Below are 25,153 nucleotides of genomic sequence, written 5' to 3'. Positions count from 1 at the left end.
GTGACGTCAGGGGTAGGGCCTAGGGTGTCCCACCGTTCACTCGACGGGAGCACGCCACCCTGCCCCATCCCAAGCGCACCAAGACGTCCCCCCATCATCTTGACGGAATATCATCCAGGAATGATATTCCTTCTGGCCTGGTTGAAGTCGTTGGCACTGACGAGTTCAGGGACTGGTTCCTTGCGCTCGACGAGGACACCGCACGGTCCGTGGACCATTGCGTGGAGCTTCTGGCCGCGAAAGGGGTCTCGCTTGGACACCCATACTCCAGCCAGCTCAAGGGCACGGCCCAGCCGCTCCGGGAGCTCCGCATTCAATCAGGGGGACGTCCCATCCGGGTCTTCTACGCGTTCGACCCCACCCGTGACGCGGTCCTGCTCCTTGGCGGCGACAAGACCGGAGACAAGCGCTTCTACGAACGGATGATTCCCCAGGCGGAGAAGATCTGGCTGCGCTACCTGTGGGAGAGCGCCGCGGGTCTTCATGAAGAGTCGAAGAAGCGCGAGGAGACGGACTCATGAAGCTCCACAGCTGGAAGAGGATGCGCCAGGAGAAGTTCACACCGCGGCAACTCAAGGCGCAGGACGCGCGCGTCGAGCAGGAGCTCCTGGAGATGAGCCTGCGGGAGGTGCGCGAGTTCGCGGGACTCACGCAGACGCAGCTCGCCGAACGGATGGGCATCTCCCAGGGTCAGCTCTCCCAGACCGAAGCCCGGGAGGACCACCGGCTCTCCACGCTCCGGCGCGCGGTGGAGGCCATGGGGGGAGAGATCGAAATCTCCGCCGTCTTCGGCAACAAGCGGATCATCCTCAAGGGCGTCTGACGCACGAAGGGCCGCCCCGGTGCGTCCGGAGCGGCCCTTGGGCCCTGCTGGCTTCGCGTGCGGACGGCTAGACGCGGAAGGCGGTGGACAGCTCCTGGAGCTTGCCCAGGGACGTGTTGATCTGCCCCACCGCCTGCTCGGCGTTGCTGGTGGCCATCACCACGTCGCTCATCATCTCCGACAGCTGCGTCACCACCTCCGTCATCTGCGTGATGCCCGCGTTCTGCTGCGTCACCGAGGCGACGATCTGCCGCGCCGCCTGGCTGCTCTCCTGCACCACCTGGGTGATGTCCTTCAGCGTCGTCGCGGAGGCGAGCACCTGCTCGATGCCCTCCTCCATCTTCTGGCTGTCCCCTTCCGCGATGCCCACCGTCTCGCGGATGGCCTGGTTGATCTCCAGGAGGATCTTCCCGATGCGCTGCGTGCTCTGCAGCGACTGGCTGCTGAGCGCCCGCATCTCCTTGGCCACCACCGCGAAGCCCCGGCCCTCCTCGCCCGCCCGCGCCGCCTCGATGGCCGCGTTCAGCGCGAGCACGTTGGACTGGTCCGCCAGGTCCTTCACGCTGCCGATGATCTCACCCGCGTGCACCGCCTGCTCCGACAGCACGCCGATGCTCCCCACCAGCGCGCCCACCCGCGCGCGGATCTGCTGCAACCCCTCCGCGCTCCGCTCGATGGACACCTGCCCGGAGGCGCTGTACGCGTCCGCCTGCGCCGCCACCTTCAGCACCATCTCCGCGCGGCTGGCCGCCATGCCGGACGTCTGGGCGATCTCCGCGATGGTGGAGCTGGCCTCCGTGAGGCTGCGCGACTGGCTGGTCAGGAAGTTGAGCTGCTCGTGGCTCGCCACGTTCAGCCGCGCCGCCGCCGCCGTCAGCTCCGTCACCACCGCGTGCAGCGTGTTCGGCACCGAGCCCAGCCGCGTCATCAGCGTCTGGATGCTGCGCGCCAGCTCCCCCACCTCGTCCTGCGAGCTGGTGTCGATGGCCAGCGACAGGTCGCCCTCCCGCACGATGCGCGTCGCCGTCGCCGTCAGCCGCGCCAGGGGCGCCGTCACCTCGCGCAGCAGCCACACCGTGGCCACCGCGAGCGCCAGGATGCACGACAGCGACAGCACCAGCACCCACGTCAGCGTCGTGCCGTGCAGCGACGACACCTCCATGAAGGCCTCGCGCTGCGACGCCTCCTGCTGCGCCGTCACGGACTCCAGGCCGTCATGCACCGCGCGGTACGCGGGCTCCAGCTTCACGAGCGCGGCCTCCGCGGCCGCGTCGCTCCGGGCCGCCAGCTCCACCACCTGCGACGCCTCCTGCCAGTAGCGCGCGAAGGCGCCCTGCAGCGCCTCCAGCTTCGGACCGTCCACGTCCGGCAGCGCGCGCAGCGCCGCGAGCCCCTTGTTGAGCTCCACCACCTCCGCGTCCAGCGACTGCTGCTTCACCGCGTGCAGCGACACCGCGTCGCTCACGTCCTGGTGCAACGCGGCGAAGCCCGCGCGCGACGTCTGCGCCTGACTCACCGACGGCGCCAGACTGGAGCCGATGCGCTCCGAGGCCGCCCGCGTGCGCGAGCCCAACACCACCGTCACCGCCACGATGGCCACCAGGAACGCCGCCGCGACCACCGGCAGCACCATCATCTTCTGCTTGAGCCTCAACGCCATCACACACCCCCTCGCGGGCCCACGTCACCCATCCCGATGAAGCGCGGTCGTGCACCCGCGCCGGGCCTGCTGCGCCAGCTCATTGTCGCTCATCCTTCCGCGGCCCCAACGGGGCCCCCGACAGCCAAGGCCTCGTCAGGGCACGTAGGATAGACAACACCTCTCCCCCCGACTCAAGCCCGCGTCCCTTGAAATATCCTTCAAACGAGTCGGCATTGCCCCGCAGGTCATGCGGGACACTTCATCCTGACAGGTGGGACCCGTGGCGGAGGATGCCCCACGTCAGATGTGGGACGGCTCAGCACACGGGCAGGCGATCACCGCCGGGCCGGTTTTTCAGCGCGGGGGCTGGGGGAGGAAGGGCTCCACCTCGCGGCGGCAGGCGTCGTCGCACTCGGAGAAGCGGACGAGGAACGCCGCGTGCCGGGCGCACTTCTTGGGCCAGCGCGAGGCGCCGCCGTCAGGCAGGCACAGCTGGCGGAACTCGTCGCGGGTCTCCGTGAAGAGGGCCTCCCGCTGCGAGGGGGACAGGGCGTCCAGCGCGCGGTTGTCCCCCGCCTGGAGCCAGATGAAGACGCCCACCATCCCCACGAAGACGAGGCCCAGCCAGGTGCCCTTGCGCAGCCAGATGCTGGGGGGCGGGGCCAGCTCCTTCGCGAAGATGTTCTTGTCGTCGCCCCCTTCATCCGGAGGCGTCCCTTCGTTGCGCATGGGCTCCCTTCCATCCATGGCGCGTGCCAGCCGCACGGCCGCGCCGCAGCAGACACCAGCCCGCCCCGCGTTGCACCTTGCAACCGCCTTCCGGGCGAACCGTGCCGGATGCGATGCGCCCACCGTGCCTTGCGCCGCCCGGCATCCGACAGACGGGCCCGGCACGGGGCGTGCTCTTGGACTGGGGCCATGGAAGTGCGTGCCAGTGCCGAGGCGGTGGAGCGCCCCATGCGGGTGCTCGTGGTGGACGACGAGCGAAACATCCGCCACACCCTGCGCGTGTGTCTGGAGGGCCTGGGCTGCGAGGTGCGCGAGGCCGCCACGCCGGAGGCCGCGCTCGCCGCGCTCGCCCAGGGGCCGGCGGACCTGGCGTTCGTCGACCTGCGGCTGGGCAACGCGTCAGGCCTGGAGCTGCTGCCCCGCCTGCTCGCCGAGTCACCGGCCCTGGACGTCATCCTCATCACCGCCTACGCGACGTTCGACACGGCCGTGGAGGCGGTGAAGCGGGGCGCGCGCGACTACCTGCCCAAGCCGTTCACCCCCGCGCAGATCCGCCACGTGCTGGAGCGCGCGAGGGCGCAGCGGGAGCTGGCCTCGCAGCTGGGGGACCTGGAGGGCAGCTGGCGCAGGCGGTGCCGGAGGCCACGCTGGAGACGGCGTCACCGGCCATGCACGCGGCCCTCGGCTTCATCGCGCGCGCGGCCACGTCCGACGCGGCGGTGCTGCTGCGCGGGGAGAGCGGCACGGGGAAGGGCGTGCTCGCGCGGGCGCTGCACTCCATGAGCGCGCGGCGCAAGCGGCCCTTCGTCACCATCAACTGCCCCACCCTGTCCGAGCAGCTGCTGGCGAGCGAGCTGTTCGGCCACGCGCGCGGCGCCTTCACGGGCGCGGTGAAGGACCAGCCGGGGCGCGTGGAGCAGGCGGAAGGGGGCACGCTCTTCCTGGATGAAGTGGCGGAGATGAGCCCGTCGCTCCAGGCGCAGCTCTTGCGCTTCCTGCAGGAGAAGCAGTTCGAACGGCTGGGCGAGGCGCGCACGCGCAAGGCGGACGTGCGCGTGGTGGCGGCCACGCACCGCGACCTGGAGAGGGACGTGGCGGAGGGACGCTTCCGCGAGGACCTGATGTACCGGTTGAACGTCCTGGAGGTGAAGCTCCCCGCCCTGCGCGAGCGGCCGGAGGACCTCATCCCCCTGGCACGCCGCTTCGTCGCCTTCTTCGCGAAGGCCGCGCGACGTCCGGCCCCGGAGCTGTCGCCCGCCACGGAGGCGATGCTGCGGGCCTATGCGTGGCCGGGCAACGTGCGGGAGCTGCGCAACGCGCTGGAGCGCGCGCTCATCGTGGGGGCGTCCGGCGTGGTGGAGCCGCAGGCGTTCCCGGAGCGCATCGCGTCCGCGGTGGGGCCGGGCGTGAGCCTGGGCGGGCCGCACACGCTGGAAGAGGTGGAGCGCGAACACATCCTGCGGGTGATGGCCTCCGCGCCGACGCTGGACGAGGCGGCCCGGCTGCTCGGCATCGACGCGTCGACGCTGTGGCGCAAGCGCAAGAAGTACGAAGCGGACGCGAAGCCGGAGACGTGACGCCCGCGGCCTGTGCACCAGTGCATGCAGGCCTGGCCCCTGGGGGCGAGGCGTGCAGGGACATTTGCCCTCGCGAGTGGATTGCGCCCTTGCGCGCGCGTGAAGACCGTGGCTCGTCATGAACCTCATCGACGTGCTCATCCAGCAGCACCGCGACGCCGAAGCACTCTTCGAGGCGTGGCGTCACACTCCGGACGAAGAGAAGCCGGAGCTGTGCCTGCGCCTGGCCGAAACGCTCACGCTGCACACCACCCTCGAGGAGCGCTGGGTGTATCCCGTCGCGCGGACTGTCGTCGGCGGGCCGCACATCGACTTCGCGGTGGAGGAGCACGGGGAGATGATGCAGCTGCTCTCCGAGCTGCTGCGCATCCGCCACGACGCGCGCCGCCGCGACGCCACGGTGCGGCAGCTGGAGGCCGTGGTGGCGCAGCACATGTCCGAAGAGGAGCGCGACGTGCTGCCCCGGCTGCGCAAGATGGACTCGGGCGTGTTCGGCCCGTCCAGCGATGAAATCGTCCGCTCCGCGTCCGACGCGCGCAGCGAGGCGATGCGTCAACTGGAGACGTCCGCGCCGGTGTGACGCCGCTTCAGGCCTCCGCGGGTTGCGGGAGTGTGAACCAGAAGGTGCTGCCCTGCCCTGGCGTGCTCACCACGCCCAGCTCGCCGCCGTGCGCCTGGACGATGTCCCTTGCGATGGACAACCCCAGGCCGGCGCCTCCCGCCGGTGCGCCTGGGGCGCGGTAGAACTTCTCGAAGATGCGCGCCTGCTCCTGGGCGGGGATGCCCTCGCCGGTGTCTCGCACCTCGAAGCGCACGTGGGCTCCGTCGCGCGACACGTGCACCGACACCTCGCCATCCCGGGGCGTGTGCTTCACGCCGTTGCCCACCAGGTTTCCCAGCACCAGGTGCAGCCGGTCCGGATCCACGCGCACCGTCTCCACGTCGGGTGACAGGGATTGCGACAGGCGCACGCCCCGGTCCTCCGCCAGCGTTCGCTGCGCGGCCAGCGCGTGCTCCACCAGCGCCTCCGTGCGCACCTCCCGCATGTCCAGCTGGAGCTGCCCGGACTGGATGCGCGACAGGTCCAGCAGGTCGTCCACGATGCCCTGCAATCGCTCGCAGTCCTCGCGCGCCGCGAAGAGCAGGTCCGCCTGCTTCTCCGTCACCTGCCCCACGACCCCCTCCGCCACCAGGTGGATGGCCATGCGCAGCGACGTGAGCGGCGTGCGGAACTCGTGCGCCACCGTGGCCACCAGGTCGTTCTTCAATTCGTCGAAGCGCCGCAGCCGCGTCACGTCCTGGAGGATGAGCGTGGCGCCCACCACGTCCCCCGTTTCGCCGTGCACCGGGCTGCCTCGCGGCAGCAGCCACCGGCCGCCCTCCGGGGTCGCCTCCACCCGCACGGCCTCCTCGTAGCCCCGGGGCTGGTACGCGCCCCTCCCGCCCACGACGTGGGCTCGCACGCGCTCCAGCACCGCGCGCACCTCTGGATCCACGCGGCCCAGCGCGTCCCCACCGTCGTCCAGCCGCAGGCGCAGCACCTCCGCCGCCGCGGCGTTCACGTTGAGCAGCCCGCCGTCCGCGCCCAGCACCAGCACGGGGTCGGGCAGGCTGTCGATGGCCGCCTGCGACACCGCCTGCGCCTGGAGCAGCTCTCCCAGGCTGCTCTTGCGGTACTGCCCCAGCCGCTCCGCCATGGTGTTGAAGTCCCGGGCGAGCTGCGCGATTTCATCCCGCCCCTCCACCACCGCTCGCGCCTCCCCGTCGCCCTGCCCCAGGCGGCGCACCGCCTGCGACAGCACGGACACCGGCCGCAGCGCTCGCTGCACCAGCGACGTGGTGAAGAACAGACCGAAGCCCAGCGCCGCCACCACCGCGAGCACCATCAGCGTGTTCACGCGCTCGCTCTGCTGTCGCAGCCGCTCGCTCTTGCGCACCATCGCGTCCTGGTTCAGCGCGAGGATGGAGGACGCGGCGGCCTTCGCCTCCTGGAAGGCCGGGGAGAGCGAAGCGAAGTAGCGCGTGCGCGCGGCCTCCGGGTCCCGCTCCAGGAGGAAGGCATCGAAGGCGTCGCGGTACCGCGTCCACGCGGCCCGCAGCCGCCGCGTGGCCTCCGCCTCGCCGGGCTCGGTGATGTTGCCCTGCTGGACGCCCAGCTCCGTCTCCAGCGGCGGGCGCTGCGCGGCCTGCTGGGCCCGGCCTCGCTCGCGCTCTCCCGCGATGATGAACAGCGCGGCGCTGTCCATGCGCTCCAGCTGCTCGGTGATGCGCTGGGTGGCGAGCACGCTGCGGTAGTTGTCCTCCAGCACCCGCTGGCCGGAGCGGCCCACGTGCGCCAGGGTGATGACGGCCGTGGCGCCCAGCAAGAGCAGCGCCAGCACCAGCGGCGCCTGGGCCAGCAGCAGGCGCGAGCGCAGCGTCATGAGCGCTTCTCCTCGTGGGACTCGAAGGACACGACGTGGATGTCAAAGCCCTCCCCTTCCCGCAGGAGGCGCGCGTCCGCGGTCAGCCCCAACCGCTGGCGCCACTTCGCCTGGTTCGAGCGGCCGATGAGGATGTGCCCCACGCCGTGCGAGCGCGCGAAGTCCAGCAGCGCCGCCACGGGGTCGCTGGAGCGCAGGCGCACCACCTCCGCGCCCAGCTCCTTCGCCTTCTCGATGTTCATCAGCAAGTGCCGCTGCGCCTCCGCGTCGATGAGGTTCGGCGCCTCGCGCGGCGTCTCCACGTACACCACGAACCAGTCCGTGTTGAGCCGGCCCGCCATGCGTGAGCCCCGGCGCAGCAGCGTCGCCGCGCGCGGCGGATGGCTGGAGAGGGCCACCAGCACGCGGCCCCACGCGCCTGCCTTCTGGGACGCGTCCTCGCCCTCGCGGGCCTGCCTGCCCGTGGTGGCGCGGTCCAGGCTCTCCGCCACCTCCCGCAGGGCCAGCTCGCGCAGGGTGGAGAGGTTGTCTCCGGTGAAGAAGCGCGCCAGGGCGTGCGGCACCTTGTCGGGCGCGTAGATCTTCCCCGCCTTGAGCCGTTCGTGCAGGTCCTCCACCGCGAGGTCCAGGTTCACCACCTGATCCGCCGTCTTGAGGAAGCTGTCGGGCAGGGTCTCCCGCACGGTGACGCCGGTGTTGCGCTCCACCAGGTCGTTGAGGCTCTCCAGGTGCTGCACGTTGAAGGCGCCGATGACGTTGATGCCCGCGGCCAGCAGCGCCTGCACGTCCTGGTAGCGCTTGCGGTGGCGGCACACGGGCGCGTTGGTGTGGGCCAGCTCGTCCACGATGGCCACCTGCGGCTTGCGCGCGAGGATGGCGTCCAGGTCCAGCTCCTCCACCGTGACGTCGCGGTACGTGAGGCGCTGGCGCGGCACGACCTCCAGGCCCGCGACCAGGGCCTCCGTCTCCGGCCGGCCGTGCGTCTCGACGAAGCCCAGCACCACGTCCACGCCGCGCGCCTTGAGCGCGTGTGCCTCCTCCAGCATGCGGAACGTCTTGCCCACGCCCGCCGCGAAGCCGATGTAGAGCTTCAGCCGGCCGCGCCGGCCGCGCTCCACCAGCTCCAGGAAGTCCTCCGCGCGAGGGCGCCGCGTCGTCATGCCTGCCTTCTCCTCAGCGCGAAGCCGTGGGAGCGGGTCCGCCGAACTGCCGGTCCATCGCGAGGTTCAACGTCAGCACGTTCACCCGGGGCTCTCCCAGCACGCCGAACGTCCGGCCCTCCACCCAAGACGCCACCAACGCCCGCACGCGCGCCGGGTCCACGCCTCGGGCCCTCGCTACTCGAGGAACCTGCCACAGCGCGGCCTCCGGCGACACCTGCGGATCCAACCCGGACGCGGAGGCTGTCACCAGTTCGCCAGGGACGGGGCCTTCAGCCTCGGGGTTCTCGCGGCGCAGCCGTTCCGCCTCCGCCACCGCGCGGTCGCGGAGCTTCTGGGAGGTGGGCCCCAGGTTGCTGCCGCCGGAGGCCGTCGCGTCCCAGCCCGTGCCCGCGGCGGAGGGGCGCGGCTGGAAGTAGCCGGCTCGAGTGAAGCCCTGGGCGATGAGCGCGCTGCCCACCACCCGGCCCCGGTCGTCCTTCACCAGCGACCCGTTGGCCTCATGGGGGAACAGCACCTGCGCCACGCCGGTGACGGTCAGGGGGTACAGCACACCCGTGAGGAGCAGCGTGACGAGGCTGACTCGCAGGGCGGTGAGGAGCGCGGAGGCCATGGTGTCTGTGTTCCTTTCTTGCGGGCTCACGCCAGGCCCACGGTGGTGAGCAGCACGTCGATGACCTTGATGCCCACGAACGGGACGATGACGCCGCCCACGCCGTAGAGCAGCAGGCTGCGGCGCAGGAGCGCGGCGGCCCCCAGCGGCCGGTAGCGCACGCCCTTCAGCGCCAGGGGGATGAGCGCCACGATGATGAGCGCGTTGAAGATGACGGCGGACAGGATGGCGCTGAACGGCGACGTCAGGCCCATCACGTTGAGCGGGGCAATCTGGGGGAAGACGCCCATGAAGAGGGCCGGGAGGATGGCGAAGTACTTGGCGACGTCGTTGGCGATGGAGAACGTCGTCAGCGTGCCGCGCGTCATCAGGAGCTGCTTGCCCACCTCCACCACCTCCAGCAGCTTGGTGGGGTTGGAGTCCAGGTCCACCATGTTGCCGGCCTCCTTGGCGGCCTGGGTGCCGGTGTTCATCGCCACGCCCACGTCCGCCTGGGCCAGCGCGGGCGCGTCGTTGGTGCCGTCGCCCGTCATCGCCACGAGCTTGCCCTTGGCCTGCTCCGCGCGGATGAGCGCGAGCTTCGCCTCCGGGGTCGCCTCCGCCAGGAAGTCGTCCACGCCGGCCTCGCGCGCGATGGCCGCCGCGGTGCGCGGGTTGTCGCCGGTGATCATCACCGTGCGGATGCCCATGGCGCGGAAGCGGTCGAAGCGCTCCTTGATGCCGCCCTTCACCACGTCCTTCAGGTGGATGAGGCCCAGCACCCGCGCGCCCTCCGCCACCGCGAGCGGGGTGCCCCCCGCGTCACCGATGCGGCCCGCGACCTGGAGCAGCTCCTCCGGCACGGTGCCGCCCTGCGCCCGGGCGTGGCGCACGATGGCGTCCACCGCGCCCTTGCGGATGCTGCGGGGATGCGGGTCGCGCAGGTCACAGCCGCTCATGCGCGTCTGCGCGGTGAAGGGGACGAACGTGGCCTGATGGGCTCGCAGCTCGCGCGGGCGCAGCTTGTACGCGTCCTTCACCAGCGTGACGACGGAGCGCCCCTCCGGCGTCTCGTCCGCGAGGCTCGCGAGCTGCGCGGCCTCCGCCAGCTCCTCCACGCGGACGCCCGGCAGCGGCAGCAGCTCCGTGGCCATGCGGTTGCCCAGGGTGATGGTGCCCGTCTTGTCGAGCAGCAGCGTGTCCACGTCCCCCGCCGCCTCCACCGCGCGGCCGCTGAGCGCGAGCACGTTCTTGCGCAGGAGCCGGTCCATGCCCGCGATGCCGATGGCGCTCAGGAGGCCGCCGATGGTGGTGGGGATGAGGCACACGAGCAGCGCCACCACCGCCGTGCCGGACAGCGGCACGCCGGAGTAGAGCGCCAGCGGCACCAGCGTCACGCACGCCAGGAGGAACACCAGCGTGAGGCCCACGAGCAGGATGTGCAGGGCGATCTCGTTGGGCGTCTTCTTGCGGGCCGCGCCCTCCACCAGGCCGATCATCCGGTCGAGGAACGACTCGCCGGGGTCCACGCTGATGCGGATGACGATGCGGTCGGACAGCACCTTGGTGCCGCCCGTGACGGCGGAGCGGTCACCGCCGGACTCGCGGATGACGGGGGCGGACTCGCCGGTGACGGCGGACTCGTCCACGCTGGCGATGCCCTCCACCACCTCGCCGTCACCGGGGATGACGTCTCCGGCCTCGCACACCACGCGGTCGCCCTTGCGCAGGGCGGGTGCCGCGACGCGCTCCTCCTGGCCGTCGCCGTCGAGGCGGCGGGCCTGGGTGTCCTGACGCATGCGGCGCAGGGCGCTCGCCTGGGCCTTGCCCCGGCCCTCCGCCACGGCTTCCGCGAAGTTGGCGAAGAGGACGGTGAACCACAGCCACAGCATCACCGACACGGTGAACCAGACGGGCGCGCTGTCGGGCCCGCGGGCCACCAGGTCCTTGAGCACGAACACGGTGGTGAGCAGGCTCCCGGCCCACACCACGAACATCACCGGGTTGCGGGCCACGTCGCGCGGGTGGAGCTTCTTGAGGCTCTCCCACACCGCGGGCTTGAGCAGCGCGGGGTCCAGCAGCGAGGCCTGCTTGTTGACGGGGGGCATGCTCAGAACGCCTTTCCGGCCGCGCCGAGGAAGTGCTCGACGATGGGGCCCAGGGACAGCGCGGGGAAGAACGTCAGCGCGCCCACGATGATGACGACGCTCACGAGCAGGCCGGTGAAGAGGACGCCTTGCGTGGGGAAGGTGCCGGGCCCGGGGGCCACGACCTTCTTGCCCACGAGCGAGCCCGCCAGCGCCAGCACCGGCACCATCATCAGGAAGCGGCCCGCGAGCATCGACACGCCCAGGCTGATGTTCCAGAACGGGGTGTTGGCGTTGAGGCCCGCGAAGGCGCTGCCGTTGTTGGCGACGCCGCTGGTGAACGCGTAGAGGATTTCGGACAGGCCGTGGGGCCCGGCGTTGTTGAGGGACGCCGTGCCCCTCGGGAGCACCGCGCTCACGGCGGACAGGCCCAGGATGGCCAGCGGGAAGATGAGCACGTACAGCATGGCGAGCTTCATCTCGCGCGCTTCAATCTTCTTGCCCAGGAACTCCGGGGTGCGGCCCACCATCAGGCCCGCGATGAACACGGCGAGCACCGCCATCACGAGGATGCCGTAGAGGCCCGCGCCGACCCCGCCGAAGATGACCTCGCCCAGCTGCATGTTGACCAGCGGCACCAGGCCCCCCAGCGCCGTGAAGCTGTCATGCATGGAGTTGACCGCGCCGCACGACGCGTCGGTGGTGACGGTGGCGAACAGCGAGGAGGCCGCGACGCCGAAGCGCGTCTCCTTGCCCTCCAGGTTCCCGGCCTGGAGGACGTTCGCGGAGGCGAGCGCGGGGTTGGGTTGGGACTCGGCGGCGTAGCTGGCCGCGGCGCCCACGAGGAAGAGGACGGACATGGCGGCGAAGAGGGCCCAGCCCTGCTTCGTGTCGCCGGTCATCTTGCCGTAGGTGTACGTGAGGCCCGCGGGCAGCACGAAGATGAGCAGCAGCTGGACCAGGTTGGTGAGGGGCGTGGGGTTTTCGAAGGGGTGGGCGCTGTTGGCGTTGAAGAAGCCGCCGCCGTTGGTGCCCAGCATCTTGATGGCCTCCTGCGAGGCCACGGGCCCGAACGCGAGCGTCTGCTTCACGCCCTCCACGGTGGTGTGCTCGGGGTACGGCGCGAGGTTCTGGAGCACGCCCTGCGACACGAAGAACAGGGCCACGCCGAAGCTCAGGGGCAGGAGCACGTAGAGCGTGCCGCGCACCAGGTCCACCCAGAAGCTGCCCAGCGTCTTGCGGCCCTCCGGTCCGGGGCGGCGGGTGAGGCCGCGCGCCAGCGCGAGCGCGACGCCCAGGCCCGCGGCGGCGGACGTGAAGTTCTGCCACGTCAGGCCCAGCATCTGGGTGGCGTAGCTCATGGTGGATTCGCCGGCGTAGGACTGCCAGTTGGTGTTGGCGCTGAAGCTGGCGGCGGTGTTGAACGCGAGCTCCGGGCCCACGGCGGGCAGGTGCTGGGGGTTGAAGGGCAGCAGGTGCTGGAGGCGCTGGAGCGCGTAGACCCCCAGCACGCTGAACAGGCTGAAGGCGAGCAGGGAGGCCGTGTACTGGCCCCACGTCTGCTCCTGCTCACGGTCCACGCCGCACAGGCGCAGCAGGGCGCGCTCGACGGGGCCGAGCACGCGCGGCAGGGGTGGCGTCTGGGATTCGAAGACGCGGAAGAGGTAGACGCCCACGGGCTTCGTCAACGCGAGCACCAAGGCGAAGAACAGCAGGGTCTGCGACCAGCCGGCGAGGGTCATGGCGAGGTCCTAGAAGCGCTCGGGCTGGAGCAGGGCGTAGACGAGATAGGCGGACAGCAGCACCGCGAGCGCGATGCCAGCGACGTATTCGAAGGTCATGACGGGGGGACTCCTCACAAGCGCTCGCAGCCATGGGCGTAGGCCGCGGAGAGCGCGAAGAAACCAATGATCACCAGGATGACGACGAGGTCCATGGCGGGAAGCTCCGCTTCGGGTTCAGAAGGTGGCGGTCGCGCCGACGACGACCAGGGTCTGGGTTGAGCGCGGCAGTGGCGGGCCTTGCTCGCCACGCGCGGGTCCGTCGAAGACGTTTTGGGTCGAGTGGTCGTGGCGCGCCTCGGCCTTGAGGGAGAGGTGGTCTGCGGGCTTCACTTCCAGGGTGAGCGTGCCCTCGGCCAGCGTCTGCGCGGTGCCGCTGAGCAGGCCGTCGCGGTCGCGGTACACCTCCGCGCGCGCCGTCACGGCCACGGGGGGCGCGAGCTGGACCCGGACGTTGGCGCCCGCCGCATACCAGAGGGCGGCGGAGGTCCCGGGGCGGGCCTGCCGGCCGACGTCCGCGGTGGCGGCGGCGCTCACGGCGTCGGTGGCCTTCAGGGTGACGACGGTGTCCGCGAACAGACGCAGGGCTTCCATCTCGCCGGAGCCCTCGTTGCCCACGAAGGTGTTGAAGGCCGCGCTCAGCCGGTCCCCCGCGTAGGCGACCTGGGTGCCCAGGGCCTTGCCGCCGTTGTTGTCGCCAATGGTCTGCCAGCCATTGAGCAGCTGGAGCTGCGCGCTCCAGCGCTCATCGAACCGCCAGGTGCCCTTGAGGCCTGTCTGGTAGTAGGGCGAGAACTCGCCCATCCACGAGCGGGTGTAGGTCCAGTTGAGCTGGGATTGGAAGGACTCCAGGCCGATGTGGCTGGGATAGATGCCCGCCTCCAGGGTGAGGGGGCCCTGTTCGAAGGACAGGGAGGCCTGCTGCACGTAACGCCAGACGTCGGGGCCGGTGGCGTCCTCCTCGGGCTCCGCGCGGTGCAGGACATCCATGCCGGTGCCGAAGCCGAGCAGCACGTGGAAGCCCACGGGCTCCGGCGCCAGGCTCACGCCCAGCGACGCCAGGTTGACGGTGATTTCATCGTGCCGGCGGGCGGTGGTGCCGGTGCCCGGCAGGAAGTTCACGTCGCTGTCGGGGCGGTTGAAGTTGTAGCCAAAGTAGGCGTCCACGCCGCCCTCGACCTGGAGCCGGGCGAGCACGGAGGGCGCTTCGGGGGAGGCCTGGGTCAACAGCAGGCGGAGCAGGTGGGAAGCGGCTTCGGGAATTGGCATCTCGGGCTCTCTCCCTGAGCATCCGCCGTACCGGAGCGGGCCTTCGTCAGGCCCAAGCGTTCCGAGGGGTTGCGGGAGCGTGGCTCACGCCCGGATTGCAATGTGCACGAACCGGCCCCGGGCGTCCCTGCGAGGTGAAAGGGGACGACGGCGTTACAGTGGGGAGCGGAGGTGGTTGGCGTGCATCCGTGCCGGTGGAGCGAGAGCATCGAGCCCAGGCTTCAGCAGGCGACCGAGCGCATGCGCCGGCTGCGTGCCACACGGATGCCTGCCGCCGCGGTGCAGAGCCTGCGGCGCTGGTTCCGGATCCACCACACGTACAACTCGAACGCGATTGAAGGGAACCGGCTGACCCTGCCGGAGACGCGCGCCGTGGTGGAGGATGGAATCACCATCGCGGGCAAGTCCCTGAAGGACCACTTCGAGGCGGTGAACCTCGCGCATGCGCTCGATTTCGTCGAAGCGCTGGCCAGCAAGGATGCGGTGTTGAGTGAGCGGGACGTGCGCGAGATTCACGGCACCGTCCTGCGCGTCATCGACCCCGAGAATGCCGGTGTCTATCGGCGCATCAACGTGCGAATCGGGGGCTCGAAGCATGTGCCTCCGCAAGCCGTCCAGGTACCCGAGGAGATGCGGACGTTCGGAGAGTGGTTGGCTGGAGCCAAGACCGAGCACCCGGTGGTCGTCTGCGCCATCGCGCATGCGTGGTTCGAGACGATCCATCCCTTCGTGGATGGGAACGGACGGACTGGAAGGTTGATTGCCAACCTGCTGCTGATGCGGGAGCACTACCCGGCCATCGTCCTGCTCGTCGAGGACCGGGCGCGGTATTACATGGCGCTCGATGCATCCCATTCGGGAGATATCACCGCGATGGTGGAACTGACGCTCGACCGACTGGACCAGAGCTTCGAGGAGTACGAGCGCGCGGCCCGTGAGCTCACCGAGGTCCGTGAGCCTGCGATTGACTACCTGGCGGAGCAACTTGGCAAGACAAGGGCCGCGACGGCATCCCAGTTCGGCCGTTGGTACGAAGCGGTCCGTGTGCTTCATGGATCGCTCGTGGACTTCGCGGAGCAGTTGATGGCGAAGTTCCCGGAGGACAATCGGCCGCGCCTTCGGGTGTCCGACCTCCCTGCATTGACGGAGCGTGAGTGGGCCTCCATCCAGAAGGCCCCCTATTGGCTCTTCGGCCTGGTGGGTGACAGCCACGGCGCGCACATCGACCTTTCCTTCAGCGCGCTCCCCCCGGGAGGAGGGGTTGGCGGATGGAACAAGGAAGGCGCGGGTGTTCGTCTGACGCTTCCCAGCACGGAGGCTGTGCCCCAGGAGCACCGCATCGAGGCGGTTCCCACGGGGCACACCTTTCGCGTCCTACGCGACGGGAACTCCAGTCAGGCCGAGTCCGAAGTCTCCGTGCTCAAGCTCGCAACGGACCTCTGGACCTCGGCCATCAACCACCTGCTCCAGGCTCGCTGACGTCACGGGCTGCTGGACACGGAGGAGTCGCAGTCCGAGGTGCACTTGCCGGCGCAGGTGACCTGGCCGGGATACGATTCCAGGATGGTGCACTCGGTGCCGCCCGTGCAGGACACGAGTTCGCTGCACACCTGGGTGTCATCCACGCAGCGCGCCTTCGACACGCCGTCCAGCTTGAGCACGAGGCAAGACAGGCCCTGCGGACACTGGGGCAGGTCCACGCCGCACTCCTGCGCCAGGTCCAGCGACTGGCCCTCCCGCAGCTTCAACCTCCCCTGCTTCTCCCCGTCGTCCGAACCACAGGCAGCGAGGGTCATCACCGTCAGACAACAGCCCAGCATCCGCATCCAGCGCATCGTGGCTCCTTGGAAGGCGTGAAGCCTCAGCCCGGAGCAAGGCGTGGACCAGGAGGGCGGCGCAGGGATTCCGCGCGCTTGGCTCGAGGAACCCGCCTCGGAATTCTGATGCGGCCTCGGATCCCTGGCGGCCCGGGTTCATCGACCCGAGTCCTTTTCCAACGCGACCCCACGGTTCGCGCCAGGATTGAAGCGCACCTCGGACTGGAGTGTCACCGGAATGCATTGACGACATAGGCAGCCGCGACAGAGCCATCGAGAATGGCTGTGCCGGGCTTTGACTCGGGCAGTTTCCGCATCTGGTCATCGCTGAGCCGTGCCACTGCGCAGATGGGCACCTTGTCGCCATCCGGCGGGTGGGCCTCGTACCAGCGGATGACGACCTGGGGGCCGCTCGTCCAGACCTGCCCGTACAAGCGGGTCGTCGCCTCAAGCGTACCCAGATCTTCTCGCAGCATGCTCTCGATGGGCCCGTCGTAGAGGGTGATGCGGCGCGACCGGATCTGATTCGCGTCCAGCTCCGCCAACGCGGCGTCACCGACACGCATCTTCAGGTAGCGCATGACTTCGAGCGCTTTCTCCGAACACTCCTGCGGTCCAGGAGACCCGTCCGGGCGCAGGGAGACGCCACCGGTCGTGGTGCAAGCTGAGAACGCAGCAAGCAGGATGACAGAGGAGAGCAGTCTGGCTCGGCGGGTGGACATGTTCGTCACTTCTACTGCCGAATCAGCGTGCGATCCATCCTGACCATGACCTGAAGGTTTCCGTCTGACCGGAAGATCTGGAGGGCAAGATCCACGAGTTGCCCCTCATGCTCGAAGGCACTCTTGTCCGCCACAACCGCGATGGTTCCCGACTGCCCGGGAACAATCGTGGCGCGGGTCATCCGTAGCGCGAAGGGTCGCTTCGTGTAGCTCGCCATGTCGCGCGTCAGGTACGCGTCCGCGAACGCCCATGTGTTGCCGTAGCCGGTGTTCGTCAGGGTGACCAGAGCCGCCGCTTTGCCTGGGCCTGAGAAGACCTTGACGACCATCTCCATATCCGAGTCTTTCGGACGGGAGGCCGCTACGAATCGAAACGGCGTCTTCTTCACCTCCCCGTTCGCGAGAAGAGTCGCGTAGGCATGGTCGATGGAGTTCTCCTGCTCGCGATAGCGCTCGTTTTCCTCGGTCAGGGCGTCGTTCTTCTTGAGGGCGTCCATCAGGGCCGAGTGCATGGCCGCGTAGCTCTCCCGGTTTTTGAACACGTCAACCTGTTGGTCGAGAATCGGCGGCCACCCACCGCTGTCCTTCTCTCTCCACGGAGGCCTCACGAGGAACGGGATCTCGGTTCCATCAACCAGCGTCACGACCAGGGGGAGCCCTTCATCGCCGTCAAGATCCCGGATGGGCTCGATGATGACCTTGTTGCGGACCACCGTGAGCGGTTCGAGGCGGCCCTCCCAGCCAATGACCTTCGTCTTGCTGGGGTCAACGGATGCCTCGAAGCGCAGGGCCGTGATGACCTGCCCCGTCACGTAGACGGTTTGGGTGCCATCTGAAGGGTGCTCGGAGAGCAGGATGGTCCGCTGCTTGGGACGGTCGCACTTGTCGCCTGCCTTGGCAGTCACCGCGCTCAGAAGAAAGAAGACCAGGGCAGGCCCTGCGAGTGGGCTAAGTCGCATAGACGTGACAACGTACCAGGGTGGCATTCCCACAGCCAACCCAGGGGCCCCCATCAAGCCGGTCAAAATGGAGCTTGCGAGGATGGCCAACGAGCTTCTGACACAGGGCTCCGATTCGCGGAGTCCCATTGTGAAAGTGGAGGGGTGAGGTGGAGCGCCATTTCTACTGGGTGAGGCTGGGTGATGTGCCGCAATGGCTCATCGAGACGCCGACACGAGGAACAGGTGAGGCTTTTGACGAGCCTTGGATGTTCGCGGATGGCCGTGTCCTTGAAGAACCAGGGCGTATGAAGGCCCTCATCTCAACCCCAGGCAAGAGGCGGGCGTTCGTATTCTCCGTGATAGAGCAGACCCCCGTCGTCAGCCATGCCATCGCGAACGTCTTCCGGGCACTGGCCCCCGATGACGTGCAGCTCTTTCCCGTGTCGATAGCGGGGGAGTCCGAGCGGTCCTTCGTCGTCAATGCCACCAAGGTGGTTGATGCCATAGACGAGGCCCGGTGCCGGGAGGTGCATCACTATGAAGAGGACGACCCTGCCCCTGGATATGAAGGGGAGTACAACTGGATCTACGGACTGCGAATCGCCCCCACGAAGACCGAGGGCGCACAGGTCTTCCGGCTGAAGAAGTTCAAGACAGCGTTCATCGTGTCGGAGGACATCAAGAACGCCCTCGAAGGGGTCGGGAACCTGGGTGTGTCGTTCGAGCGCGTGACGGGAGCGCCCGAGCCCCACTGACCCTCTCAGAGCGCGAAGCGCGCGAGGAAGACCTTGTACTGGAGCGAGACGAAGAGCGTCTTCGGCGCCACCAGCCCCGCTTGAGCGAACATCGCGAACAGGGTGGCATCGGACTCGATGGGCTGCATCTTCGCGTAGGCCTGACGCCGGGCCTCCAGCTTCTCTGAAGTCACGCCGTACGCCCGCAGCCGGCGCAGCTCCACGTTCGTCAGCTCCGGGTCCTTGCCGACGCGGCAGCCCAGCACCAGCGGCGCTCCGGGCTTGAGCCTCCGCGTCACCTCCCGCAGCAACTCGACGCGGGCCTCGTCTCCGTCCACGTGGTGCAGCACGCCCATCAGCTGCGCGCCGTCGAACGGGGGACCGGGCGGCAGGGTGCGCAGCTCGCCTTCGTGCAGGTGCGTGCGCGCGAGCAGCCCCTCCGCATCCAATCGCTTGCGCGCGACCTCCAGCATCGGGCCGGAAGGCTCCACTCCCGTGAAGCGCCAGCCCGGCACGCTGAAGCGGAGATAGGGCACCAGCTCCGCGCCCGTGCCCAGGCCTACGTGCAGCAGTGACGCCGTCTCCTGGCCGTCCAAACAGGCCGCCAGGGCGCTGACACCCAGCTCATACGCCGCCTGGTAGCCGGCGAGGTTCACCGCGGCCTGGGCGTCGTAATGGGGCGCGCGGTCGGCGCCGAAGCCATGCGTGGGTGCGTGGGCGGAATGCTCGTGGGTCATGCCCCGAAGATGCGCCGGCCCCGCGCGGAATGGCAGAGCGGGGATTCAGACGGAGTCGGCGGATCTTTCGATGGTGCCCTCCTTCTCCGGTACGCCACTCCAACGCCAACCGGACCCGCTCCGTGTGGGGAATCCGCGCTGACAACACATTCCAAATCCTGGACCGCAGGATTCCCTGCGCTGACGCACAAAGACAGTCAGCCGACTACATCCAATCTGTAAGGCTTTAACGCCATTCTAAAGGAATCAGACCTATTACGTTTTCTTTTCAGAACCGGCACTGGGGGCCGAACGATGAGAGAAGAACTCGACACTTCCGACATGGAGTACGCCGATTTCGCGGTCCGTCATCAGTCCATCTTGATGGCGGTCGCGCGGAACATCTGTGGGGGGAACGCCACCGCTTGCGAGGACCTGGTCCAGGACGTCCTGCTGCGGGCCCTGCTGAAGTGGGACACCCTGCGCGGCTGGGGGGAGCCGGAGCGCCGCGCGTGGCTGGTGCGGGTGCTGCACAACCGCTTCCTCGACACGTGCCGCCGTTCGCGCACGGAAGCCACTACCGTCATCAACCTGGGCAACGTGCACAAGCTCTTCGAGGAGCCGGACGCGCCGGACCCGGAGCTGTGGGAGTGCGTCACCGAGGCCGAGCTGCTCAAGGCCGTCGCGTCGCTGCCCTTCAACCTGCGCCGGACCTTCGAGCTGCACTCCGAAGGGCTGCGTCACGCGGAGATCGGCCGCCGGCTGGGGGCGCCCGTGGGCACGGTGGGCACGTGGCTCTACCACGCGCGGCACAGGCTGCGTGACCAGCTTCGCGACATGGCCGAGGCCCGTCGGAAGCTGGGGAGCGGATGAACGCCCACTGCACCCACCTCCCCGCCTTCGTGGACGGAGAGCTGCCCCGCGAACACCACGAGGGCTTCCGCGCGCACCTGGCCTCCTGCGAGGCCTGCGGCGTCCGGTTCCATGACCTGCTTCAGGCGGACATCCTCGGGCGGCTGGCGATCGCGAAGGCGGCGCCGGCTTCCGACGCACCAGCGGCCTCCCCAGTGCCCTGGCCCGTCCCGTCCGAACCCGCCGAGGTCCTGGTCCCGCCGCCGCGGGCCGCGCCGCGCCGCTGGCGTCCCCACTGGAGCCACCTGGGGACGCTCGCCCTGGCGCTCGCGGCCGTGGGGACCTGGGCGGCGCGCGTGTCGCGTGACGCCCCCACGCCCTGGCCGTCGCCGGAGACCTCCCGCCCCCTGGAGGCCCGGCTGACGTCCGGGGCATTGGATGAACACCGCCCCTACGCGCCCATGCGCGGAGGGGCTTCCCCAACGGCGCGGCTGCCGCTGCGGGAGCTGGCCCGGATGGAGGAGCAGCAGGACTGGCGCGGCATCGCCTCCGCGTACCTGCTCTCGGGCGATGCGCGGCAGGCCCTGAGCTACCTGGGCAACGCGCCTGCCTCCCCGGACGTGGACTCCGACCGCGCGGTGGCGCTGGCGCTGGGCCACCCCGGAACCTCCGAGCAGACGTTGCTCGACAAGGCCCTGGCCGTGCTGGAGGACGTGCTCCGGAAGCGGCCGGACCATCCGCAGGCCCTGTGGAACCTGGCGCTCGTCCTGCGCAACCTGGAGCTGCCCCTGCTGGCGGCGGACGCCTTCGACGCCGTGGCGAAGCTGGGCGAGCCCGGCTGGAGCGTGGAGGCTCGGGACCATGCGCGCGAGCTGCGTGAACGGACGCAGGCCCGGGGCCGAGCCTGGAGGCAGGCCTTCGCGGCGACGCAGGACCTGATGGCGGATCCCACCGCGAGGCTGCCGCTGGAGGAGGCCACGCAATGGCCCGGCATCGTGCGGCTGGCCTTCTACGACGCGCTCCGCGCGGCGCCCTCGAAGGACGCGGCGCTGCGGCTGCTCCCGCTGGCGGAGGCCCTGGACCGGGCCTATGGCGGCGGCACGGTGCTGCACGCGACCGTCACCCGCGTGGCCGCGCGGGACTTCCAGAAGCGCGGGCCGCTCGCCCGGGACTACGCGCGGTTCGTGCGCGGAGGAAGCCCCTTCCCCGCGGCCTACCTGGCGGCGCTGCGGCGCTCCGGCGAGGACGACCTGTACGTGGGCGCGCTCGGCTACGAGCTCAAGGAGGGACGGCCCGTGGACGTGGCGGCGTTCGCTCGCGCCGCGGACAGACTGGGCGACCCGTGGTTCCACCTCATCGCCGAACGCGAGCGCGCCCAACAGGAGGTGCGCGACGGCCAGTGGTGGAAGGCGGAGGCGCGCGTGCTGGAGGCGCTGCGCACGTGCGAGGCGGAGCGGCTGGACTACCGCTGCGCCGACCTGCACCAGTGGATGACGGACATGTACCTGGGCGAGCTGCACCGTCCCGCCGAGGCCCACGAACACGCGCTGCGCGGCTGGCGGCTCGCGAAGAATCACGGGGAATGGCAGCAGGAGCGGACGTTCCTCCAGGAGCTGGGGCAGGTGGCGCGCTTCCACCACGTCGTCCCCACCGCGAGCGCGTACCTGCGGGAGTCGCTGGCGCGCATGCCCGACGACTCCGTGCAGTCCGGCTACGTGCACCGCAACCTGGCCACGCTGGCGTGGATGGACTTCCGCGTGGACGAGGCCCGTCAGCACATGGAGCAGGCCCTGGAGTCCAGCCTGCCGCCCGGCCTGAATGGCGCGGGTGTGCTCGCGGACCTGGCCCGCTTCGGTCCCATGCCCGGCGCCGCGGACGTGATGTCCCGCACCCTCTCCGGGCTGCGTCAGGCCCAGCCCCGCCCTGGCAAGCGCGCGCTGCTGGACGCAATCCAGGGGGAGTTCGAGCTGGAGCGCGACCCCACCGCCGGACGCGCCCTGCTGCGGAGCGCTCTCACGCAGGCGGAACAATGGCCCGACGACGTGAACGCCCGCCGCGCTCGGGCCCGCGCCTCCGCCGCGCTCATCTCCGACGCCGGACGCACGGGCGCGTTCGTGGAGGCGCTGACCCTCGCGGGCCGCCAGCTCCAGGTGATGGAGGTGCCGGAGCGCTGCGTGCTCGCGGTGTCGGTGCAGCATGAGCGCACGCTCGCGGTGGCGCGGGGGCCTTCCGGCGCGGTGCGGGGGGACGTTCACCCAGACACGCACGGCGCCACTCGGACAGGATGCCTCTGGACTGGTGCCGCCCTCGGTGCAGGAGGCGCTGCGCGGATGTGACGAGGTGCAGGTGCTGGCTCCGCCTCCGGTGAATGGCCTGCCCCGGCTGCTGCCCCCGGACCTCGCCTGGAGCTACCGGGTGGGCCACGCGACGCCAGGCCAGCCTCCGCCGGTGGACAGCGGCACGTACCTGGTCGTCTCCAACGTGGACACGCCCGCGGCCCTGGGCCTTCCGCGCCTGCCTTCCATGTCGCATCCACCCGGGCAAGACTCCCGGCGCGTGATGCTGGAGGGCGCGAGGGCCACGCCGTCGCGCGTGCTGGAGGCGATGGGCGCCGCCACCGAGGTGGAGCTCCACACGCATGGCGTGTTCAGCCAGGAGCTGTCGGACGCTTCGCTCCTCATGCTGGCCCCGGAGCGGGATGGCCGGTACGCGCTCTCCGCCCAACAGGTGCGCACCCACGGGCTCCCCAAGGCACCGCTGGTGTTCCTGGCCGCGTGCGGCGCCGCGCGCACCGCGCCCTTCCCTCACGAGTCCTTCAGCCTGCCCGTGGCCTTCCTCGAAGCAGGGGCGCGCGCGGTGCTGGCCGCCACGGTGGACATCCCGGACTCGGCGGGCCGCTTCTTCAACGACGTGCGCGAGCGCATCCACGCGGGCGTCGCCCCCGCCGTGGCCCTGCGCGACGAGCGGCAAGCGTGGCTCCAGGCTTCACCGGGCGACCGCTGGGTGCACGACGTGCTCCTGTTCCAGTGACAACCCAAAAGGTAGCTTAAAAGAAACATATCCGTGACGTCTTCAAGATGAAGCCACACGCGGGATCGGAACGCGGATCCGGCGGCTTCGTCAGGAGGACACGGTCATGTCGAGATGTCGGATCAGTCCTGTGCTGGTACCCATGCCCAGAAGGCCTCAGCAGGCGCTCCCGGACAAGCCGCCCCCGGGTCCCGCGGAGCTGGAGACGAAGACGCTCGTGACATCGCTGTTCTCTCGCGACGAGTTCCAGGACGACCTGCCGGACAAGCCGCCGCCGGGTCCCGCGGGCTTCGAACGCTGACGCGCGTGGAAGAGGCCCTCCGGGGGAAGGGCCTCTTCGACGCACGCGGTAGAGGTTCGAGCCTGTCTCCGTCTACCGCGACGCCATCGACACCTGGGCCGAGGTGCCCTGGGACTGGGGCGCGGCCACGTCGCGCTGGAGCACGGTCTCCACGCGCACCGCGGGCGTGGGACGGTTCGCCATCCGCTTGTGGTGCATGCCGGACAGCTTGAGCGCCAGCTCCGGACCGGTGACGCCCTTGGGGATGTAGCCGTCCGCCCCTGACGCGCGCACCAGCTCGCGCAGCTTCGACTCGTCCATGGACGAGTACAGGATGAACAGCGTGTCCGGCCCCGCGAACTGGCGCACCACGCCCAGGATGCGGTCGCCGCTCAGCGCCGGGATGTTCACGTCCAGCAGCACGATGTCCGGCTGCTCGGTCCGCAGCAGGTTGGCCACGCCCAGCGCCGCGCGCGTGGTGACGACATCGAAGCCGTACCGGCTGATGGAGCGCTCCACCAGTTCGAGCACGAGTGGGTCATCATCCACCACAAGCGCCTTCAACTTGCCTTCCGCCATCGCGTCTCCGCCTTCCAGGACCTTGAGGGAGAGGTCTGAAGTGCATTACGTCCAGGTATGTTGTGCAATATACGTCATAACTGTATTCGCGCACAATGCCCCTAGGCCTGAAGACCCGGGAGCCCCGCACTTCGAGTACGGAAGTCGGGTTTCGAAGTCGCGCGGAGGTAGGGAAAACGCCTCACGCCGCTGGGGCGGCGGCGACCCCAGAGTGTGACTCCCGGTGAAATACGGGCGGGCCCGAGCGGATGCAAGACCGGGGGCCGAAGCGCTCGCGCGCCTGTCCGCCTGCCGGGCTGGGAAGGAGCGTCCTTTGGGGGTGCCCCGCCCGGGGACGCACGGGAAAGCCGTGCGCAGGCGGGCGTCGCTTGGCACTTTTGGGGGATGGCTTCGGGAACTCCCTTCGACAACGACTTCGCCCTGCTGGTGGCGGTGCTGCCGCCGCCGCTCCAGGAGGCGGTGCGGCAGCTGCCCCACGCGGAGCTGCTGGAGGTGGTGATGGACCTGGGCCGGCCTCCGGAGGCGCGGCTGGTGCACGGCGTGGCCCGCCTGTCGGAGGTGCCCGTGGACGCGGAGGCGCTCCAGGCGGTGCTCGCCCGGGTGGGGGAGCCGGGCGGCGACAACCGCGCGGGCATCGAGCGCACGCTCCACCGCGTGTCCGCCATCCGCAACCGGCAGGGGCGCGTGGTGGGGCTCACGCTGCGCGTGGGGCGCGCCATCCAGGGCACCATCGACATGCTGCGCGACCTGGTGGAGTCCGGGCGCAACCTGCTGCTGCTCGGGCGGCCGGGCGTGGGCAAGACGACGAAGCTGCGCGAGGTGGCGCGCGTGCTCGCGGACGCGCTGGGCAAGCGCGTGATGGTGGTGGACACGTCCAACGAGATTGGCGGCGACGGGGACATCCCGCACCCGGGCATCGGCGGCGCGCGGCGCATGCAGGTGAGCCGGCCGGACCGTCAGCACGACGTGATGATTGAAGCGGTGGAGAACCACATGCCCGAGGCCATCGTGGTGGATGAGATTGGCACCGCCGCAGAGGCCGCCGCCGCGCGCACCATCGCGGAGCGCGGCGTGCAGCTGGTGGCGACGGCGCACGGCAACACGCTGCAGAACCTGGTGCTGAACCCCACGCTGTCGGACCTGGTGGGCGGCGTGCAGACCGTCACGCTGAGCGACGACGAGGCGCGGCGCCGGGGCACGCAGAAGACCGTCACCGAGCGCAAGGGCACGCCCACCTTCGACATCGTGGTGGAGATGGTGAGCCGCGACGAGGTGCGCGTGCACCGCGACACGGGCGCCGCGGTGGACCGGCTGCTCACGGGCGCGGACGTGGGCGGCGAGAAGCGCCGGCAGCAGGACGGCGCCGTGCACGTGGAGGCCGCGCCGGAGGTGGTGGAGG

General features: G+C 70.0%; 24 protein-coding genes and 1 pseudogene. 11 read left to right on the top strand and 14 right to left on the bottom strand.

Annotated features, from left to right (window positions below):
• Nucleotides 1-59: 59 nt before the first annotated feature.
• Together ACLEQD_RS03850 and ACLEQD_RS03845 are read left to right on the top strand one after the other, a co-directional pair.
• Nucleotides 60-521 carry a type II toxin-antitoxin system RelE/ParE family toxin gene (locus ACLEQD_RS03850; RefSeq protein ID WP_410381937.1) on the top strand — a complete coding sequence of 154 codons (462 nt, stop codon included), beginning with the start codon at nt 60-62 and terminating at the stop codon, nt 519-521.
• Nucleotides 518-823 carry a helix-turn-helix domain-containing protein gene (locus tag ACLEQD_RS03845; RefSeq protein WP_253894914.1) on the top strand — a complete coding sequence of 102 codons (306 nt, stop codon included), beginning with the start codon at nt 518-520 and terminating at the stop codon, nt 821-823. The genes ACLEQD_RS03850 and ACLEQD_RS03845 overlap by 4 nt, the downstream gene beginning before the upstream one ends.
• Before the next feature lie 67 nt (nt 824-890).
• Here ACLEQD_RS03845 and ACLEQD_RS03840 read toward each other — a convergent pair whose 3' ends face one another.
• Both ACLEQD_RS03840 and ACLEQD_RS03835 read right to left on the bottom strand, forming a co-directional pair.
• The gene (locus ACLEQD_RS03840; protein WP_410381920.1) at nt 891-2,483 is read right to left on the bottom strand and encodes a methyl-accepting chemotaxis protein; all 1,593 of its coding nucleotides are present in this window, start codon (nt 2,481-2,483) and stop codon (nt 891-893) included.
• Nucleotides 2,484-2,819: 336 nt separating this feature from the next.
• Nucleotides 2,820-3,194: a hypothetical protein gene (locus ACLEQD_RS03835; RefSeq protein ID WP_410381918.1), complete on the bottom strand. Its 375-nt coding sequence runs from the start codon at nt 3,192-3,194 to the stop codon at nt 2,820-2,822.
• 228 nt (nt 3,195-3,422) lie between these two features.
• Here ACLEQD_RS03835 and ACLEQD_RS03830 point away from each other — a divergent pair.
• A pseudogene (locus ACLEQD_RS03830) lies at nt 3,423-4,771 on the top strand (sigma-54-dependent transcriptional regulator).
• A 118-nt stretch (nt 4,772-4,889) separates the two neighbouring features.
• Nucleotides 4,890-5,351, top strand: a complete 462-nt coding sequence (locus tag ACLEQD_RS03825) for a hemerythrin domain-containing protein (RefSeq protein ID WP_410381916.1) — start codon at nt 4,890-4,892, stop codon at nt 5,349-5,351.
• Nucleotides 5,352-5,358: 7 nt separating this feature from the next.
• Here ACLEQD_RS03825 and ACLEQD_RS03820 read toward each other — a convergent pair whose 3' ends face one another.
• From ACLEQD_RS03820 to ACLEQD_RS03790, 7 genes are all read right to left on the bottom strand, one after another.
• Entirely contained in the window at nt 5,359-7,194 is a 1,836-nt protein-coding gene (locus ACLEQD_RS03820) for an ATP-binding protein (protein ID WP_410381914.1), read from the bottom strand.
• On the bottom strand, nt 7,191-8,354 hold the full coding sequence (locus ACLEQD_RS03815; RefSeq protein WP_410381912.1) for a sensor protein KdpD: 1,164 nt from the start codon (nt 8,352-8,354) through the stop codon (nt 7,191-7,193). The genes ACLEQD_RS03820 and ACLEQD_RS03815 overlap by 4 nt, the downstream gene beginning before the upstream one ends.
• A 13-nt stretch (nt 8,355-8,367) precedes the next feature.
• Nucleotides 8,368-8,967 (bottom strand): potassium-transporting ATPase subunit KdpC, encoded by a 600-nt coding sequence (gene kdpC, locus ACLEQD_RS03810; protein WP_410381910.1) that lies wholly within the window; start codon nt 8,965-8,967, stop codon nt 8,368-8,370.
• Nucleotides 8,968-8,993: 26 nt separating this feature from the next.
• Nucleotides 8,994-11,054: a potassium-transporting ATPase subunit KdpB gene (gene kdpB, locus ACLEQD_RS03805; protein WP_410381908.1), complete on the bottom strand. Its 2,061-nt coding sequence runs from the start codon at nt 11,052-11,054 to the stop codon at nt 8,994-8,996.
• A 2-nt stretch (nt 11,055-11,056) separates the two neighbouring features.
• Nucleotides 11,057-12,775 carry a potassium-transporting ATPase subunit KdpA gene (kdpA, locus tag ACLEQD_RS03800; protein ID WP_410381907.1) on the bottom strand — a complete coding sequence of 573 codons (1,719 nt, stop codon included), beginning with the start codon at nt 12,773-12,775 and terminating at the stop codon, nt 11,057-11,059.
• A gap of 9 nt (nt 12,776-12,784) precedes the next feature.
• A complete protein-coding gene (kdpF, locus tag ACLEQD_RS03795) occupies nt 12,785-12,874 on the bottom strand; it encodes a K(+)-transporting ATPase subunit F (RefSeq protein WP_207054042.1) in 90 nt (29 codons plus the stop codon).
• A 117-nt stretch (nt 12,875-12,991) separates the two neighbouring features.
• Nucleotides 12,992-14,083, bottom strand: a complete 1,092-nt coding sequence (locus ACLEQD_RS03790) for a porin (protein ID WP_410381905.1) — start codon at nt 14,081-14,083, stop codon at nt 12,992-12,994.
• A 240-nt stretch (nt 14,084-14,323) separates the two neighbouring features.
• Here ACLEQD_RS03790 and ACLEQD_RS03785 point away from each other — a divergent pair, with 240 nt between their 5' ends.
• A complete protein-coding gene (locus ACLEQD_RS03785) occupies nt 14,324-15,562 on the top strand; it encodes a Fic family protein (RefSeq protein ID WP_410381903.1) in 1,239 nt (412 codons plus the stop codon).
• A gap of 2 nt (nt 15,563-15,564) precedes the next feature.
• On the opposite strand, the gene ACLEQD_RS03780 is transcribed toward ACLEQD_RS03785, so the two are convergent.
• From ACLEQD_RS03780 to ACLEQD_RS03770, 3 genes are all read right to left on the bottom strand, one after another.
• The gene (locus tag ACLEQD_RS03780) at nt 15,565-15,918 is read right to left on the bottom strand and encodes a hypothetical protein (RefSeq protein WP_410381901.1); all 354 of its coding nucleotides are present in this window, start codon (nt 15,916-15,918) and stop codon (nt 15,565-15,567) included.
• Between the two features lie 212 nt (nt 15,919-16,130).
• A complete protein-coding gene (locus ACLEQD_RS03775) occupies nt 16,131-16,622 on the bottom strand; it encodes a serine/threonine protein kinase (RefSeq protein WP_410381899.1) in 492 nt (163 codons plus the stop codon).
• A gap of 11 nt (nt 16,623-16,633) precedes the next feature.
• Entirely contained in the window at nt 16,634-17,527 is an 894-nt protein-coding gene (locus ACLEQD_RS03770; protein ID WP_410381897.1) for a DUF2381 family protein, read from the bottom strand.
• A gap of 203 nt (nt 17,528-17,730) precedes the next feature.
• On the opposite strand from ACLEQD_RS03770, the gene ACLEQD_RS03765 reads away from it, so the two are divergent.
• Nucleotides 17,731-18,318 carry an imm11 family protein gene (locus ACLEQD_RS03765; RefSeq protein ID WP_410381895.1) on the top strand — a complete coding sequence of 196 codons (588 nt, stop codon included), beginning with the start codon at nt 17,731-17,733 and terminating at the stop codon, nt 18,316-18,318.
• 5 nt (nt 18,319-18,323) lie between these two features.
• Here the strand turns inward: ACLEQD_RS03765 and ACLEQD_RS03760 are convergent, their stop codons facing one another.
• Nucleotides 18,324-19,034 (bottom strand): class I SAM-dependent methyltransferase, encoded by a 711-nt coding sequence (locus ACLEQD_RS03760; RefSeq protein WP_410381893.1) that lies wholly within the window; start codon nt 19,032-19,034, stop codon nt 18,324-18,326.
• Between the two features lie 321 nt (nt 19,035-19,355).
• Between ACLEQD_RS03760 and ACLEQD_RS03755 the strand changes: the two genes are divergently transcribed.
• The 4 genes from ACLEQD_RS03755 (at nt 19,356) to ACLEQD_RS03740 (ending at nt 23,196) form a co-directional block, all read left to right on the top strand.
• On the top strand, nt 19,356-19,886 hold the full coding sequence (locus ACLEQD_RS03755; RefSeq protein WP_410381891.1) for an RNA polymerase sigma factor: 531 nt from the start codon (nt 19,356-19,358) through the stop codon (nt 19,884-19,886).
• Complete coding sequence (locus ACLEQD_RS03750) at nt 19,883-22,201, top strand: zf-HC2 domain-containing protein (RefSeq protein ID WP_410381889.1); 2,319 nt, start codon at nt 19,883-19,885, stop codon at nt 22,199-22,201. Before ACLEQD_RS03755 ends, ACLEQD_RS03750 begins: the two co-directional genes overlap by 4 nt.
• Nucleotides 22,164-22,895: a CHAT domain-containing protein gene (locus ACLEQD_RS03745; RefSeq protein WP_410381887.1), complete on the top strand. Its 732-nt coding sequence runs from the start codon at nt 22,164-22,166 to the stop codon at nt 22,893-22,895. The genes ACLEQD_RS03750 and ACLEQD_RS03745 overlap by 38 nt, the downstream gene beginning before the upstream one ends.
• 142 nt (nt 22,896-23,037) lie before the next feature.
• Nucleotides 23,038-23,196, top strand: a complete 159-nt coding sequence (locus tag ACLEQD_RS03740; RefSeq protein ID WP_410381885.1) for a hypothetical protein — start codon at nt 23,038-23,040, stop codon at nt 23,194-23,196.
• Between the two features lie 72 nt (nt 23,197-23,268).
• Here ACLEQD_RS03740 and ACLEQD_RS03735 read toward each other — a convergent pair whose 3' ends face one another.
• Entirely contained in the window at nt 23,269-23,724 is a 456-nt protein-coding gene (locus ACLEQD_RS03735) for a response regulator (protein ID WP_410381883.1), read from the bottom strand.
• A 414-nt stretch (nt 23,725-24,138) separates the two neighbouring features.
• Between ACLEQD_RS03735 and ACLEQD_RS03730 the strand changes: the two genes are divergently transcribed.
• The coding region (locus ACLEQD_RS03730) for an AAA family ATPase (RefSeq protein ID WP_410381881.1) at nt 24,139-25,153 on the top strand (1,015 nt) is incomplete at its 3' end.

Origin of the sequence: Corallococcus sp. 4LFB (genome assembly GCF_046520365.1) — a bacterium.
Lineage (GTDB): Bacteria > Myxococcota > Myxococcia > Myxococcales > Myxococcaceae > Corallococcus > Corallococcus caeni.
This window is presented reverse-complemented; position numbering and strand designations above follow the sequence as displayed.